Annotated in this window: 15 protein-coding genes; 13 read left to right on the top strand and 2 right to left on the bottom strand. The window is 61.0% G+C overall.

All coding sequences use genetic code 11. The features are described from left to right. Positions 1–8 precede the first annotated feature (8 nt). Entirely contained in the window at positions 9–650 is a 642-nt protein-coding gene (locus P3C18_RS15165; RefSeq protein WP_275962675.1) for a GNAT family N-acetyltransferase, read from the bottom strand. Positions 651–793: 143 nt separating this feature from the next. Between P3C18_RS15165 and xthA the strand changes: the two genes are divergently transcribed. The 5 genes from xthA (at position 794) to P3C18_RS15140 (ending at position 5,285) form a co-directional block, all read left to right on the top strand. Next, positions 794–1,609 (top strand): exodeoxyribonuclease III, encoded by an 816-nt coding sequence (gene xthA, locus P3C18_RS15160; RefSeq protein WP_275962674.1) that lies wholly within the window; start codon positions 794–796, stop codon positions 1,607–1,609. 104 nt (positions 1,610–1,713) lie between these two features. Next, the gene (locus P3C18_RS15155) at positions 1,714–3,096 is read left to right on the top strand and encodes a phosphate ABC transporter substrate-binding/OmpA family protein (RefSeq protein WP_275962673.1); all 1,383 of its coding nucleotides are present in this window, start codon (positions 1,714–1,716) and stop codon (positions 3,094–3,096) included. 106 nt (positions 3,097–3,202) lie between these two features. After that, positions 3,203–3,955, top strand: a complete 753-nt coding sequence (locus P3C18_RS15150; protein WP_275962672.1) for a transporter substrate-binding domain-containing protein — start codon at positions 3,203–3,205, stop codon at positions 3,953–3,955. A gap of 147 nt (positions 3,956–4,102) precedes the next feature. Further along, the gene (locus tag P3C18_RS15145) at positions 4,103–5,086 is read left to right on the top strand and encodes a TerC family protein (RefSeq protein WP_275962671.1); all 984 of its coding nucleotides are present in this window, start codon (positions 4,103–4,105) and stop codon (positions 5,084–5,086) included. 4 nt (positions 5,087–5,090) lie between these two features. Then, positions 5,091–5,285 carry a hypothetical protein gene (locus tag P3C18_RS15140; RefSeq protein ID WP_275962670.1) on the top strand — a complete coding sequence of 65 codons (195 nt, stop codon included), beginning with the start codon at positions 5,091–5,093 and terminating at the stop codon, positions 5,283–5,285. Between the two features lie 169 nt (positions 5,286–5,454). Here P3C18_RS15140 and P3C18_RS15135 read toward each other — a convergent pair whose 3' ends face one another. Further along, entirely contained in the window at positions 5,455–6,684 is a 1,230-nt protein-coding gene (locus P3C18_RS15135) for an acyl-CoA dehydrogenase (protein WP_275962669.1), read from the bottom strand. A gap of 159 nt (positions 6,685–6,843) precedes the next feature. On the opposite strand from P3C18_RS15135, the gene P3C18_RS15130 reads away from it, so the two are divergent. From P3C18_RS15130 to P3C18_RS15095, 8 genes are all read left to right on the top strand, one after another. After that, a complete protein-coding gene (locus P3C18_RS15130; protein WP_275962668.1) occupies positions 6,844–7,761 on the top strand; it encodes a LysR family transcriptional regulator in 918 nt (305 codons plus the stop codon). Positions 7,762–7,893: 132 nt separating this feature from the next. Next, positions 7,894–8,115, top strand: coding sequence for a hypothetical protein (locus P3C18_RS15125; protein WP_275962667.1), 222 nt, complete (start codon positions 7,894–7,896; stop codon positions 8,113–8,115). A gap of 57 nt (positions 8,116–8,172) precedes the next feature. Then, positions 8,173–8,511 carry a low molecular weight protein tyrosine phosphatase family protein gene (locus P3C18_RS15120; protein WP_275962725.1) on the top strand — a complete coding sequence of 113 codons (339 nt, stop codon included), beginning with the start codon at positions 8,173–8,175 and terminating at the stop codon, positions 8,509–8,511. 205 nt (positions 8,512–8,716) lie between these two features. Then, positions 8,717–9,118 carry a MerR family DNA-binding transcriptional regulator gene (locus P3C18_RS15115; protein WP_275962666.1) on the top strand — a complete coding sequence of 134 codons (402 nt, stop codon included), beginning with the start codon at positions 8,717–8,719 and terminating at the stop codon, positions 9,116–9,118. Between the two features lie 29 nt (positions 9,119–9,147). Then, complete coding sequence (locus P3C18_RS15110; RefSeq protein WP_275962665.1) at positions 9,148–10,311, top strand: isovaleryl-CoA dehydrogenase; 1,164 nt, start codon at positions 9,148–9,150, stop codon at positions 10,309–10,311. 109 nt (positions 10,312–10,420) lie between these two features. Further along, entirely contained in the window at positions 10,421–12,028 is a 1,608-nt protein-coding gene (locus P3C18_RS15105) for a carboxyl transferase domain-containing protein (protein ID WP_275962664.1), read from the top strand. Between the two features lie 96 nt (positions 12,029–12,124). Next, a complete protein-coding gene (locus tag P3C18_RS15100) occupies positions 12,125–12,919 on the top strand; it encodes a gamma-carboxygeranoyl-CoA hydratase (RefSeq protein WP_275962663.1) in 795 nt (264 codons plus the stop codon). A 64-nt stretch (positions 12,920–12,983) separates the two neighbouring features. Beyond that, the gene (locus P3C18_RS15095; protein ID WP_275962662.1) at positions 12,984–14,945 is read left to right on the top strand and encodes an acetyl/propionyl/methylcrotonyl-CoA carboxylase subunit alpha; all 1,962 of its coding nucleotides are present in this window, start codon (positions 12,984–12,986) and stop codon (positions 14,943–14,945) included. Positions 14,946–14,965 lie beyond the last annotated feature (20 nt).

Below are 14,965 nucleotides of genomic sequence, written 5' to 3'. Positions count from 1 at the left end.
GGCCATTCTCAGGCGCTGGCCTTGATTGCTTCTTGCGGGCTGGGATGGAAAAACACGTGCTCGATAATCGGGCCAATGGCCACTTCGCCGATTTCCTCGTAGCCCTGACGCTTATAGAAATCCAGGTAATGTCCATTGCCCGTATCCAGTACCACGCCTTGGGAACTGGCGTCTTCGGCGCACCAGTTGTGCAGCGCCTCAAGCAGTTGCTCGCCGAGGTGCTTGCCCTGGTATTCCGGGTGAATGCCCAGCAGTGGCAGTACGTGATACGGCCCCGGCGGCAGGCAGGCGATCACTGCGTCGTGATATTCCAGATAACGCTTGGTGCAGCGAAAACCAGCGGTCAGCAGCATGCGCATGCGCCAGCCCCAGCTTTCGGTGATGTCCATGCGTCGTTGCGGCGGTGCAATCAGCGCCATGCCGATCAGGCGGTCGTCGATCAGCAGGCCAATGGCCGGCAGGTCCTCATTAAAGTGCTGCTGCACCAGCTCGCGCACAGTGGCGCGCACACGCTGGTCATAGCCGGGACGCTCGGCTTCAAACAGGTAGGCGAAGGTGGGGTCGTGGCGGTAGGCGTGGTACAGCAGCGAGCGTGCTTCGCGGGCGTAACCGCCATCGAGCATGCGTACTTCGGCGAGACTGTTGGGCATCTGCTTGACCTCTGTTGTTCTTGATTTACTGGGCCTGCAGCCACGTTAGCACCGCGCACCCAGCACCGCCACAGGCTGGCCGGCAGGGCCGCTAATCGGCTAGCATCGCTGGCTTTCCAGAGCCACAGCCAGGACTGCCGCCCATGAAGATCGTCTCCTTCAATATCAATGGCCTGCGTGCACGCCCGCATCAACTGGCAGCATTGATCGAGAAACACCAGCCGGATGTGATCGGCCTGCAGGAAACCAAGGTGGCCGACGAGCAGTTCCCCGAGGCGGATATCCGCCAGCTCGGTTACCACGTGCATTACCACGGCCAGAAAGGCCACTACGGCGTCGCCCTGCTCTCGCGCCAGGAACCACTGAGCCTGCACAAGGGCTTTCCCGGCGATGCCGAAGATGCGCAGCGGCGCTTTATCTACGGCACCTTCGCCGATGCCCAGGGCAACCCGGTCACGGTAATGAATGGCTACTTCCCGCAGGGTGAAAGCCGCGACCACCCGACCAAGTTCCCAGCCAAGCAGCGCTTCTATGCCGACCTACAACAGCTGCTGCTTAGCCAATTCAGCCCCGAGCAGGCGCTGGTAGTGATGGGCGATATCAATATTTCGCCGGAAGACTGCGACATCGGCATCGGTGAACCCAATCGTCTGCGCTGGCTGAAAACCGGTAAATGCAGCTTCCTGCCGGAAGAGCGCGAGTGGCTGGCCACCCTGAAGAATTGGGGTCTGGTCGACAGCTTCCGCCACCTCAACCCGGCGGTAAATGACCGCTTTAGCTGGTTCGATTATCGCAGCCGCGGTTTCGAGGACGAACCCAAGCGCGGCCTGCGCATCGACGTGATTCTCGCCTCTCAGGCGTTGCAGGCGCGGATCAAGGATGCTGGCGTCGACTACGACCTGCGCGGCATGGAAAAGCCATCGGATCACGCGCCGATCTGGCTGGAGCTGGCGCAGTAACCCTGTACTAGAGCGCTCAATCGAAAAAGTGACTGTCATATTGCAGTCACTTTTTTGTCTTATCGTCGCGGCACTTTCACTCACCCATATAAGGTGTTTGCCGCATGTTGCGCGCCTGCTCTGCCTTCGAACGTGATACCTGGATTCGCACCGTCAGCTTTCTGCTGCTCGGCTCCATCTGCTATGCCCTGCCCTGGTCGGTATTTGCCGCCCTGCCCATCCCCAGTGACAACAGCAGCGTGCTGCGCATTCAGGGCTCCAACACCATCGGTGCGCGCCTTGGCCCGGCGCTGGTCAAAGGCCTATTCGAAGAACAGGGGCTGAGCGCCATTCGCATCGAAGCGGGCGCGGCGGAAAACGAGCAGAAGATCATCGGTAAGACCGCCGATGGCCGCAGCGTAAGCATTGAAGTGGCGGCTCACGGTTCGGGCACCGGCTTTACCTCATTAGCCGATGGCAGCGCCGAACTGGCCGCCTCGTCCCGGCCGATCAAGGACAGCGAAGCCACCAGCCTGCTAAGCCTGGGTGACCTGAAAAGCGCCAGCGCCGAGCAGATCATCGCCCTCGACGGCCTGGCTATCATCCTGCATCCAAGCAATCCGCTCGCCGCACTTAATACCGCGCAGCTGGCGCAGATATTTGCCGGCGAGATCACCAACTGGGCGCAACTCGGCGTCCCAGCTGGCGCCATCACCCTGTACGCCCGCGATGACAAATCCGGCACCTTCGACACCTTCAAGGAGCTGGTACTCAGCGCCAACGGCAAAACCCTGGCCCCTGGCGCCAAGCGTTTTGAATCCAGCGAAAAGCTTTCCGACTCGGTCAGCCAGGACCCTAAGGGCATCGGCTTTATCGGCCTGCCGTATATCCGCCAGGCCAAGGCCGTGGCGATTGCCGCCGGCGACTCGCAACCGATGCTGCCGAGCCTGACCCTGGTGGCCACCGAGGATTACCCGCTGTCGCGCCGGCTGTTTCTGTATAACCAGCCGGAGCTGAGCAACCCCTGGGGCCGTGCGCTGGTGCAGTTCGCCCACAGCACACGCGGTCAGGCGATTGTCGACCAGAGCGGGTTTATCGCGCAGACCGTACAAGCGGTGACAATCCCCGCCAACGCGCAAATGCCGGCGAACTATCAGGCTCTGGCGAAGAACGCTCAACGTCTGTCGGTGAACTTCCGCTTTCAGGAAGGCAGCGCTAACCTCGACAACAAGGCCCTGCGCGACCTCAACCGGCTGATGGCCTACCTGCAGGAGCAGAACAAGCTGCACGACAAGGTGGTGCTGGTCGGCTTCGGCGATGCCAAGGCCGACACTGCCCGCGCCGAGCTGTTGTCCAAGCTGCGCGCCATGGCCGTACGCCGTGAGCTGAACAAGGGCGGCGTGATCTTCCGCGACATCATCGGCATGGGCGATGAACTGCCGGTGGCCGCCAACAGCGGCGATGACGGGCGAATCAAGAACCGCCGGGTGGAAGTCTGGGTTTACTAAACCTGACTCAGTCCCGGCGTTGTTTGCAGGTATTGCAACATCAGGCAGTGATTAACAGCGCCGAGTGGCTAAGCTGAACACACCCCCAACGCCCTGAGGTTTTGTCATGCCTGCAAGCAAGCCTCTGCACCTGATTCTGCTGCTGGTTATGCTGTTCGGGCCAACCGCCCAGGCTGAAGTGTTCCGCGTATTTGGCGCGCATGATGGCTTCCCCAAGTACTTCGAGGAGGATGGCGAGGCCAAGGGCATTGTCGTGGACATCAGCAAACATTGCCTGAACCAGATGCAGGTGCCTTATCAGATCCAGCTGCTGCCGTGGAAACGCGCTTACACCATGGCCGAGCGCAGTGAAGGCGGCGTAATTGGTTTGTCGATCAGTGATGAGCGCCTGACGCTGTTCGATTTTTCCGAGCCGATCTTTACCGAACATATCGTGCTGGTGGTGCAGAAAGGCCGCGAGTTTGCCTACCAGAACATCACAGACCTGAAAGACAAACTGATTGGCGCCACCATCGGCACCAGCTATGGCACTGCGTATGACGAGGCTGTGGCCAACGGCACCCTGACCATCGTCGGCTTCAACGACACCCGCAGCGGCCTGGGCATGCTGCAGCGTGAGCGCATCGACGCGATCCTGATCGGCTCCAGCGTCGATATTCGCAGGCTCGCCCAGAGCTGGCCTGGCCTGCATCCGGATGCCTTCACCACCTTACCGGTGCCATTCAAGAGCGACAGCAAGCACATGGGCATTGCCAAAGCGCTGAAGATGGGCTGGTTCCTGGAGCAGTTCAATCAGTGCCTGAAAAATGGCCACGACACCGGGATTTTTGCCCCGATCATCTACCAGTACAGCAACTGAATCCCCCACTCCTGCGCTTGCCAAGTTCGCCGCCAAGGCCTATTGCTTAATCAGCGTGACGCCGGGCCCCTCTGGCGGTGAGCCTTCACCGTGATGTCGGAGTCACTGAGTTGATTTTCAACTTAGGCAGACATTCGAGGTGGCTCCATGGATAGCCTGACAAGCATGCTCACGACCCCACTGTTCGGCACCCCCGGCTGGTTTTGGCTGGCCTTTCTGCTGATCATTCTCGGCCTATTGATACTCGACCTCGGCGTGCTGCACCGCGATCAGCACGAGATCGAGATGCGCGAAAGCCTGCTGCTGTACAGCGGCTATTTCAGCGTTGGCCTGGCCTTTGGCGGCTGGATCTGGTGGCAGCTGGGCGCGACCAAGGCGCTGGAGTTCTACACCGGCTTTCTGGTCGAGCAATCGCTGTCGATGGACAACGTGTTTGTCATGGCGGTAATTCTCAACTTCTTCGCCATCCCCCGGCGCTACCAGCACCGCGTGCTGTTCTGGGGCATTCTCGGGGTGATCGTGCTGCGCGCAACGATGATCGGCCTGGGCACGGCGCTGGTGCAGAACTTCGAGTGGGTGCTGTACCTGTTTGGCGCGTTTCTGCTGTTTACCGGCGTGCGCATGCTTTCGGCCAAGGAAGAACAGCACCCGGACCTCAGCCAGAACCGCCTACTGCAGTTTCTGCGCAGACACCTGCGGGTAACCGAGGATATGCACGACGGGCGCTTTCTGGTTCGCCAGCCGGATAGAAAGACAGGCAAGCACCTGCTGCATGCCACGCCGCTGCTGCTGGCGCTGGTACTGATCGAACTGGCCGACCTAGTGTTTGCCGTGGACAGCGTGCCGGCGGTGCTGGCCATCTCCCAGGACCCGTTTATCGTCTACACCTCGAACATCTTTGCGATTCTCGGCCTGCGCGCGCTGTACTTTGCCCTGGCGGCGTTGATGCACCGTTTTATCTACCTGAAATACGCCCTGGCATTGGTGCTGATGTTTATCGGTGGCAAGATCTTTCTCCACGACATGATCAAGGTGCCCGCCCTACTCTCGCTGTGCATGACCCTCGGTTTGCTGGCGGGCGGAGTGGTACTGTCGCTACTGAAAACCCGTGCCCCCAGACAGGAGCATTGATCGTTTGAGTTCCCCGAGCATCGTTATTGAACCGCTGCTGCAGCGCGGCAAGCTGCGCTGGCAAGTACGCATGGGCCGCCGCAGCCTGATCTTCCACCAGGAACAGGCCGCGCGCGCCTTCGCGGCGCAGTTGTATATGCGCCTGCTCTGGTTGCAACAGAGCGCGAGTCCAGATGATCAACAAGCTCCGCCGGGCTAAACACACGAACAGACTGCACTATTGTGGGAGGGGCTTTAGCCGCGCCGCTTTCACGATCAATCGCGGCTAAAGCCCCTCCCACACAGCCAGGCATTGCAACCTGAAACTGCATAGGCCACAACGCACAAGGCCCGCAGATGCGGGCCTTGTGGTTTTTCAGTGACGCGCTTTAGCGGCTGGCGTTCATCACTTCTTTCGACACGTACTTGCCGATTTCGAACTTGCCGATAGCCGCGCGGTGCACTTCGTCCGGGCCGTCGGCCAGGCGCAGGGTGCGCTGCATGGCGTACCAGTAGGCCAGCGGGAAGTCGTTGGACACCCCGGCGCCGCCGTGGATCTGGATCGCCCGGTCGATCACTTTCAACGCGACGTTCGGCGCAACCACCTTGATCTGGGCGATTTCACTGGCGGCAATCTTGTTGCCCACTGTGTCCATCATATAAGCCGCGTTCAACGTCAGCAGACGGGCCATATTGATCTCCATACGCGAGTCAGCGATGTGATCGATATTGCCGCCCAGGCGGGCCAGCGGCTTGCCGAAGGCGGTGCGGTTGATCGAACGCTCGCACATCAGTTTCAGCGCGCGCTCGGCCATGCCGATGGAACGCATGCAGTGGTGAATACGGCCTGGGCCAAGGCGACCCTGGGCAATCTCGAAGCCACGGCCCTCACCCAGCAGCACGTTCTCGTAAGGCACGCGGACGTTTTCGAACAGCACTTCGGCGTGGCCGTGCGGCGCGTCGTCGTAGCCAAATACCGGTAGCGGGCGCAGCACTTTCACGCCTGGGGCGTCCATCGGCACCAGAATCATCGAATGCTGGGCGTGACGTGGGCCATCCGGGTTGGTCAGGCCCATAAAGATCATGATCTTGCAGCGCGGATCACAAGCACCGGAGGTCCACCACTTGCGGCCGTTGATCACCCACTCATCGCCCTGGCGCACGGCGCTGGCCTGCATATTGGTGGCATCGGAGGACGCTACGCCCGGCTCGGTCATGGCGAAGGCGGAACGGATGGTGCCGTCCAGCAGCGGCTTGAGCCACTGCTCTTTCTGCGCGTCGTTGGCATAGCGCACCAGCACTTCCATATTGCCGGTGTCCGGCGCGGCGCAGTTGAACGGCTCGGCACCGATCAACGAGCTGCCCATGATTTCCGCCAGCGGCGCGTATTCGGTGTTGGTCAGCCCGGCACCCAGTTCGGACTCCGGCAGAAACAGGTTCCACAGGCCTTCGGCTTTAGCCTTGGCTTTCAACTCTTCCATGATCGCGGTGGGCTGCCAGCGGTCGCCTTCATTGACCTGTTGCTCGAACACGGCCTCGGCTGGATAGACATGGCTCTCCATAAACGCGGTGACGCGTTCACGCAGCTGCTGAACCTTGGGGGAGTAGGCGAAATCCATGATGGCTACCTTCTGACGCTGATTTTTGGGGAGTTCGGTGAAGTGGAAATGATGCTAGAACAGGGCTTAGGATTTATCTAATCTATTCTCACCGTGTATTAACATTCATCACCGATATATGTTCCACTGATAGCGATCATCACTCGGAGTGAGCGTGCAATGAATCTGAACAAGGTCGACCTCAACCTCTTTGTCGTCTTCGATGCCATCTACACCGAGGCCAATCTGACCCGGGCCGGGCAGATCGTCGGCATTACTCAGCCCGCAGTATCCAACGCCCTCGCTCGCTTGCGTGAAACCTTCAATGACCCGCTGTTTGTGCGCACCGCTCAGGGCATGGTGCCCACGCCTATGGCACAGAACATCATCGGCCCGGTGCGCAACGCGCTGCAGCAACTGCGCATCTCCGTGCAGGAAAGCCGCATCTTCAACCCGGGGCAGGCCAACAAGACTTTCCGCATCAGCATGACCGACCTCACCGAGGCCATCGTCCTGCCGCCGCTGTTTCAGCGCCTGCGCCGCCTGGCGCCGAACGTGAATATCGAGAGCATGCTGGCCCGGCGCCGCGAAACCACTAAAGAGCTGGCCGCTGGCCGTCTGGATTTTGCCGTGGACGCGCCGCTCAACACCGACCCGCAGGTACGCCACGTCAAGCTGATGGAGGACCGCTACGTGTGCGCCATGCGCCGTGGCCATCCGCTGGCCAAAGAGAAAATCAGCCTGGACGAATACATGGGCATGACCCATATCCATATTTCCAGCCGCCGCAGCGGTCTGGGCCACGTCGACCTGGCCCTGGGCCGCATGGGCATCCAGCGCAAGATCGCCCTGCGCTCGCAGCATTACCTGATGGCCACCACCGTACTGCAAGGCACCGACATGGCCATGACCGTACCCGAGCGCTTCGCCCGGCGTAATGACCTGCACTTTGTCGAGCTGCCGATCAAGGACATGACGCCGCTGGAAACTCACCTCTACTGGCACGAAAGCACCGACCAGGACCCGGCCAACCGCTGGATGCGCGAGCAGATCATCGAAATTTCCCAGCAGGCCACGGCTCAGGAAAAGAAAGCCTGACGGCGAATAAGCCGCGCTATGTGTGATCAAGTAAATCGCCTGCAAAACGCCAGCACTGTGTTTCAATGGCCTGGACGGCCCTGCCTATGAAACCGCTGGCGATTAGCTCAGGCGCTGCACGAGGATCACAGCATGAATTCAATCCGGATTATCTCTATCGCACTGGTCGTGGCGGGCCTGTTGGGGCTGCTGTATGGCGGTTTCAGCTACACCAAGGACACCACCGCAGTGAAGCTCGGCCCGCTCGAACTCTCGGTGCAGGAGAAGGAAAGAGTCAACGTGCCAGTTTGGGCGGGCATCGGTGCCATACTCGCCGGTGGTTTGCTGTTTGGCTTTGCCGGTAGAAAGCCGTAAACCTTCCATTTATCCATAGCGCTTAGCTCGGCGCCGATCAGGGACGATTGTTTGCCACTGAAACTGCTGTTTATCTGCGCCAAGAACCGCCTGCGCAGCCCCACTGCCGAACAACTGTTCGCTGACTGGCCTGGCGTGGAAACCGCATCGGCCGGCGTCAACCACGACGCCGACACGCCGGTCTGCCCCGAGTTGTTGGCCTGGGCGGATCTGATTCTGGTGATGCAACGGGTGCATCGCAGCAAACTCACCAGCAAGTTCAAGGCCCAGTTGGGCAACAAGCGCATCGTCTGCCTGGATATCGCCGACGACTATGGGTTTATGGACCCGGCGCTGATCGACCTGCTAAACGCAAAGGTGCTGCGCTATTTGCCTGCGCGGCAGCCGATCAACTAGCCAAGCGCTTATCCCTAGGCGGCCAGACTCCGCGGTTAGCCAGCCTCAATACTTTATGGCGTGTTTAGCTAAGAGCGCTAAGCGACTGTTTTTAAAGTGATCAAGCCCCGCTAACAACTCCACTCGCAAGGCGCTAAATCAAGCAGGTTGACTAAACCGGCTTGCAGCATTACGTTAACGTAAAGGTAAACAAGAGCGCTGCCGTATGTCCGCCACCACCTACTCCATTTCCGAACTGGCCCGCGAGCTGGATATCACCACCCGCGCCATTCGCTTCTATGAAGAACAACAGATGCTCTGCCCCGAACGCCGCGGCCAGGAACGCATCTACACGGCCAAGGACAAGGTCACCCTCAAGTTGATCCTGCGCGGTAAACGGATCGGTTTCTCGCTGGCCGAGTGCAAGGAACTGATCGAGCTGTACGACCCGGTACACGGCAATCACAAGCAGCTGCATACCTTTATGGCGAAGATCGCCGAGCGCCGCGCCCAGCTGCAGCAGCAACTGCTGGACATCGAGCAGATGCAGCTTGAGCTGGATACTGCCGAAGAGCGCTGCCTGGCCGCGCTAGCTGAAACTGATAAAAAACAAACTGTTATCTCCTGAACTTAATTCGAACAATTACAGGTGGAACCATGAGCTACCCATCCCTCAACTTCGGTCTCGGCGAGACCATCGACATGCTGCGCGACTCGGTGTATCAGTTCTCACAGGCCGAACTGGCACCGCGCGCCGCGCAGATCGACCGCGACAACGAGTTCCCCATGGACATGTGGCGCAAGTTTGGCGACATGGGCCTGCTCGGCATGACGGTTGAAGAGGAGTACGGCGGCACCAACATGGGCTACCTGGCGCATGTGGTGGCCATGGAGGAGATCAGCCGCGCTTCGGCTTCGGTCGGCCTGTCCTACGGCGCGCACTCCAACCTGTGCCTGAACCAGATCCGCAAGAACGGCACCCACGAGCAGAAGGCCAAGTACCTGCCCAAGCTGTGCTCCGGCGAACACGTCGGCGCGCTGGCCATGAGCGAGCCAAATGCCGGCTCCGATGTGGTGTCGATGAAGCTGCGCGCGGAAAAACGCGGCGACCGCTACGTGCTTAACGGCAACAAGATGTGGATTACCAACGGCCCCGACGCCCACACCTATGTGATCTACGCCAAAACCGACATCAACGCCGGCTCGCGTGGCATGACTGCGTTTATCGTCGAGCGCGACTACAAGGGTTTTTCCCGCCATCAGAAACTGGACAAGCTGGGCATGCGTGGCTCCAACACCTGCGAACTGGTGTTCGAAGATTGCGAAGTTCCGGAGGAGAACATTCTCGGCGCCGAAGGCGCTGGCGTGCGCGTGCTGATGAGTGGCCTGGATTACGAACGCACCGTGCTCTCGGGCGGCCCGACCGGGATCATGACTGCCTGCATGGACGTGGTGCTGCCCTACGTGCACGAACGTCAGCAGTTCAAGCAGTCAATCGGCGAATTCCAGCTGGTACAGGGCAAGCTGGCCGATATGTACGCTGGCATGAACGCCTCCAAGTCCTACCTCTACAACGTGGCCAAGGCCTGCGACCGCGGCGAGGAATCGCGCAAGGACGCCGCCGCAGTGATCCTCTACACCGCCGAAATGGCCACCAAGATGGCCCTGGACACCATCCAGCTGCTCGGCGGTAACGGCTACACCAACGAATACCCGGCCGGCCGCCTGCTGCGCGACGCCAAACTCTATGAGATCGGCGCGGGAACCAGCGAAATCCGCCGGATGCTGATCGGCCGCGAGCTGTTTAACGAAACGAAATAACCCTACGCCGCAAGAACCGTAGCCCGGATAAGCCTTGGCGCAATCCGGGAGCAGTTGGCGCGATACAGAGTCCCCGGATTGCATCCGGGCTACCAATGGAGTGAGCCGAATGGCCATCCTGCATACCCAGATCAATACCCGTTCACCGGAGTTCGCTGCCAATAGCGCGGCGATGCTCGCCCAGGTTAACGACCTGCGCGCCCTGCTCGCCCGCATCCATGAAGGCGGCGGTGCCAAGGCCCAGGAGCGCCACACCTCGCGCGGCAAACTACTGCCGCGTGAACGCATTAACCGCCTGCTGGATATCGGCTCGCCGTTTCTGGAGATCGGCCAGCTAGCCGCCCATGAGGTGTATGGCGAAGAAGTCCCTGCGGGAGGCGTAGTGGCCGGTATCGGTCGGGTCGAGGGTGTGGAATGCATGATTGTGGCCAACGACGCCACGGTAAAAGGCGGTAGCTACTACCCGCTGACGGTGAAAAAACACCTGCGCGCGCAGACCATCGCTCAGCAGAACCGCCTGCCGTGCATCTATCTGGTGGATTCCGGCGGCGCCAACCTGCCGCGCCAGGATGAAGTGTTCCCGGATCGCGAGCACTTCGGGCGGATCTTCTTCAACCAGGCCAATATGTCGGCCATGGGTATCCCGCAGATTGCCGTAGTCATGGGCTCTTGCACTGCCGGCGGAGCCTACGTACCGGCCATGGCCGATGAAGCAATCATGGTGCGCAACCAGGCCACCATATTCCTCGCCGGCCCGCCGCTGGTAAAAGCCGCCACCGGTGAAGTAGTCAGCGCCGAAGACCTCGGCGGTGCCGATGTGCACTGCAAAACCAGCGGCGTGGCCGACCATTACGCCGACAACGACGAACATGCCCTTGCCTTGGCCCGGCGTAGCATCAGCAATCTCAACTGGCGCAAGCTCGGCGTGCTGAACAACCGTGCTCCGATCAACCCGCTGTACAGCGCTGATGAGCTGTACGGAGTGATTCCAGCAGATGCCAAACAGCCGTTCGATGTGCGTGAAGTGATCGCCCGCACCGTCGATGGCAGCGTATTCGATGAATTCAAAGCGCTGTTCGGCACAACCCTGGTCTGCGGCTTTGCGCATATCCACGGCTATCCAGTGGCGATCCTCGCCAATAACGGGATCTTATTTGCCGAGTCCGCGCAAAAAGGCGCGCACTTTATCGAACTGGCCTGCCAGCGCGGCATCCCGCTGCTGTTTTTGCAGAACATCACCGGCTTTATGGTCGGCCAGAAGTACGAAGCCGGCGGCATCGCCAAACACGGCGCCAAGCTGGTCAACGCGGTGGCCTGCGCCAAGGTGCCGAAATTCACCGTGATCATCGGCGGCAGCTTCGGCGCGGGTAACTACGGCATGTGCGGCCGCGCCTACGATCCACGCTTTTTGTGGATGTGGCCGAATGCGCGCATCGGCGTGATGGGCGCCGAACAGGCCGCCGGCGTCTTGGTGCAGGTCAAACACGAACAGGCCGCTCGCGCCGGGCAGCGCTTCTCCGCCGAAGATGAAGCTGCACTCAAGCAACCGATCCTCGAACAGTACGAGCGCCAGGGCCACCCCTACTACTCCAGCGCCCGCTTGTGGGACGACGGCGTGATCGACCCGGCGCAAACCCGAGACGTACTGGGCCTGGCGCTGTCCGCCAGCCTTAACGCGCCGATTGAGCCGACCACCTTTGGCGTGTTCAGAATGTAATCAGGACAAACCGTAGGATGGGTGCAACCCATCGATATCGTTTGATGGGTTAGCACCCATCCTACAGGTGCAACGCACGCGCCCCAGTGAGTGACCATGACCGACTTCAACACCCTCGAACTGCAAACAGACCCACGCGGCTTTGCCACGCTCTGGCTCAATCGCGCGGACAAGAACAACGCCTTTAACGCCGAGATGATCCGCGAGCTGATTCTCGCCCTCGACGCGGTGATGGCCGACAAAAGCCTKCGTTTCCTGCTGCTGCGCGGCCGTGGCAAGCACTTCTCCGCCGGTGCAGACCTGGCCTGGATGCAGCACGCGGCGACCCTGGACTACAACGCCAACCTGGCTGATTCGCGTGAGCTGGCCGAGCTGATGCACAACCTTTATCAGCTGAAGATCCCCACCTTGGCCGTGGTGCAAGGCGCGGCTTTTGGCGGTGCACTGGGTTTGATCAGCTGCTGCGACATGGCCATCGGCACCGTTGACGCCCAGCTGTGCCTTTCCGAAGTGCGCATCGGCCTGGCGCCGGCGGTGATCAGTCCCTTCGTCGTGCAGGCCATCGGCGAACGTGCTGCACGGCGCTATGCCCTGACCGCCGAGCGTTTCAGCGGCGAACGCGCCCAGGAACTGGGGCTGTTTGCCGAATGCTATGCCGCCGATGCCCTGGAGCCGGCAGTGGCCGAGTGGGTCGACACATTGCTGCTCAATAGCCCGCAGGCGATGCTCGCCAGCAAGGATCTGCTGCGCGAAGTCGGCAGCGGCGTGCTGACGCCGGCGCTGCGCCGTTACACAGAAAACGCCATTGCCCGTATCCGCGTCAGCCCCGAAGGTCAGGAAGGGCTGCGTGCCTTTCTGGATAAACGCAAACCCGCCTGGCAGGAGCAATAAGCATGAATATCCCCCGCAATAGCCGGCTGGATAAACGCCCATACCTCCGGCAGGAGCCACAAGCATGAGCCTTAAGCCTATCGACACCCTGCTGGTGGCCAACCGTGGCGAAATCGCCTGCCGGGTGATGCGCACGGCCAAAGCCATGGGCATTCAGACCGTGGCGGTACACAGCGCCATCGACGCCAGCGCCCGCCATGTGCGCGAAGCCGATCTGGCGGTGAATCTGGGCGGCGCCAAGCCGGCGGACAGCTACCTGCGAATCGACGCATTGATCGCTGCAGCCAAGGCCAGTGGTGCCCAGGCGATCCATCCCGGTTATGGCTTTCTTTCGGAAAACGCCGGCTTTGCCCGCGCCATCGAAACCGCCGGTTTGATCTTTCTCGGCCCGCCCGCCTCGGCCATCGACGCCATGGGCAGCAAATCGGCCGCCAAGGCCCTGATGGAAGCCGCCGGCGTACCGCTGGTGCCGGGCTATCACGGCGAAGCGCAAGATGTAGAAACCTTCCGCGCTGCCTCGAACGCAATCGGCTACCCGGTGTTGCTTAAGGCCGCAGCCGGTGGTGGTGGCAAAGGCATGAAGGTGGTCGAGGTTGAGAGCGAACTGGCCGAAGCCCTGGCCAGCGCCCAGCGCGAGGCGCAATCGTCGTTCGGCGACTCACGCATGCTGGTGGAAAAATACGTCCTCAAGCCGCGCCATGTGGAGATTCAGGTTTTTGCCGACTCGCATGGCAACTGCCTGTACCTGAATGAGCGCGACTGTTCGATCCAGCGCCGTCACCAGAAGGTGGTCGAAGAAGCCCCTGCCCCCGGCCTGTCAGCCGAACTGCGCCGCGCCATGGGCGAGGCGGCAGTCAAGGCCGCCCAGGCCATTGGCTATGTCGGCGCCGGTACCGTGGAGTTTCTGCTGGATGAGCGCGGCGACTTCTTCTTTATGGAGATGAACACCCGCCTGCAGGTCGAGCACCCGGTTACCGAGCTGATCACCGGTCTCGATCTGGTGGCCTGGCAGATTCGCGTCTCCCGTGGTGAAGCGCTGCCGATCAGCCAGGAGCAGGTGCCGCTGATTGGCCACGCCATTGAAGTGCGGCTGTATGCGGAAGATCCGGACAACGACTTTCTCCCGGCCACCGGCACCCTCGCGCTGTACCGCGAAGCCGCCGCCGGCCTAGGTCGCCGGGTAGACAGCGGCGTCAGCGAAGGCGATGAAGTCTCGCCCTTCTATGACCCGATGCTCGGCAAGCTGATCGCCTGGGGCGAAAACCGCGAGGAAGCACGGCTGCGCCTGCTGGCCATGCTTAAGGAAACCTGTGTGGGCGGAGTCAGAACCAATCTGGCCTTTCTCACCCGAGTGCTGGCCCACCCGGCCTTTGCCGCCGCCGAACTGGACACCGGCTTTATCCCACGCCATGAAGCGCAGCTGCTGCCGCCAGTGAGCGAATTGCCCGCCGAATTCTGGCAACTGGCCGTCGAAGCCTTTGTGCAGAGCGAAGCGCCACGGCAACGCCACGACGATTTCCATTCGCCCTGGTCACGCAACAACGGCCTGCGTCTGGGCCTGCCGGCAGAAACCGACTTGCACCTGAGCTGCCAGGGCGAGCGCCAGGTGGTACGCCTGCGCCATGCCTCGACCTCCACCGTGCACCTACAGGGCGAAGTCCTGCAGGTAGAGCGCGATGGCCTGCGCCAGCAGCATCTGGCAATTCGTCGCGGCGATGCCCTGTATCTGCACTATGCCGGTGAGCTACGCAGCATCCAGCGCGTCGATCCGATTGCCGAAGTGGAAGCCAGCCACAGCCATCACGGCGGCCTGACGGCACCGATGAACGGCAGTATCGTGCGGGTGCTGRTGGAAGCCGGCCAGCAGGTCGAAGCCGGTACTGCGCTGGTGGTGCTGGAGGCGATGAAGATGGAACACAGCATCCGCGCGCCACATGCCGGTACGGTCAAGGCGCTGTATTGCAATGAAGGCGAGATGGTCACTGAGGGCGCCGTGCTGGTGGAGCTGGAGGACGCCAGCGCGTAGGGTGGACATCGCTTTTTATG

The sequence above is a fragment of the Pseudomonas sp. 1928-m genome, assembly GCF_029269135.1.
In the GTDB taxonomy this organism is placed as follows: Bacteria; Pseudomonadota; Gammaproteobacteria; order Pseudomonadales; family Pseudomonadaceae; genus Aquipseudomonas.
This window is presented reverse-complemented; position numbering and strand designations above follow the sequence as displayed.

What these genes read in the sequence shown, in the direction of transcription:
- P3C18_RS15165 (WP_275962675.1), bottom strand. Translation starts at nt 650, where the DNA reads ATGCCCAACAGTCTCGCCGAAGTACGCATGCTCGATGGCGGTTACGCC.
- xthA (WP_275962674.1), top strand. Translation starts at nt 794, where the DNA reads ATGAAGATCGTCTCCTTCAATATCAATGGCCTGCGTGCACGCCCGCAT.
- P3C18_RS15155 (WP_275962673.1), top strand. Translation starts at nt 1,714, where the DNA reads ATGTTGCGCGCCTGCTCTGCCTTCGAACGTGATACCTGGATTCGCACC.
- P3C18_RS15150 (WP_275962672.1), top strand. Translation starts at nt 3,203, where the DNA reads ATGCCTGCAAGCAAGCCTCTGCACCTGATTCTGCTGCTGGTTATGCTG.
- P3C18_RS15145 (WP_275962671.1), top strand. Translation starts at nt 4,103, where the DNA reads ATGGATAGCCTGACAAGCATGCTCACGACCCCACTGTTCGGCACCCCC.
- P3C18_RS15135 (WP_275962669.1), bottom strand. Translation starts at nt 6,684, where the DNA reads ATGGATTTCGCCTACTCCCCCAAGGTTCAGCAGCTGCGTGAACGCGTC.
- P3C18_RS15130 (WP_275962668.1), top strand. Translation starts at nt 6,844, where the DNA reads ATGAATCTGAACAAGGTCGACCTCAACCTCTTTGTCGTCTTCGATGCC.
- P3C18_RS15125 (WP_275962667.1), top strand. Translation starts at nt 7,894, where the DNA reads ATGAATTCAATCCGGATTATCTCTATCGCACTGGTCGTGGCGGGCCTG.
- P3C18_RS15115 (WP_275962666.1), top strand. Translation starts at nt 8,717, where the DNA reads ATGTCCGCCACCACCTACTCCATTTCCGAACTGGCCCGCGAGCTGGAT.
- P3C18_RS15110 (WP_275962665.1), top strand. Translation starts at nt 9,148, where the DNA reads ATGAGCTACCCATCCCTCAACTTCGGTCTCGGCGAGACCATCGACATG.
- P3C18_RS15105 (WP_275962664.1), top strand. Translation starts at nt 10,421, where the DNA reads ATGGCCATCCTGCATACCCAGATCAATACCCGTTCACCGGAGTTCGCT.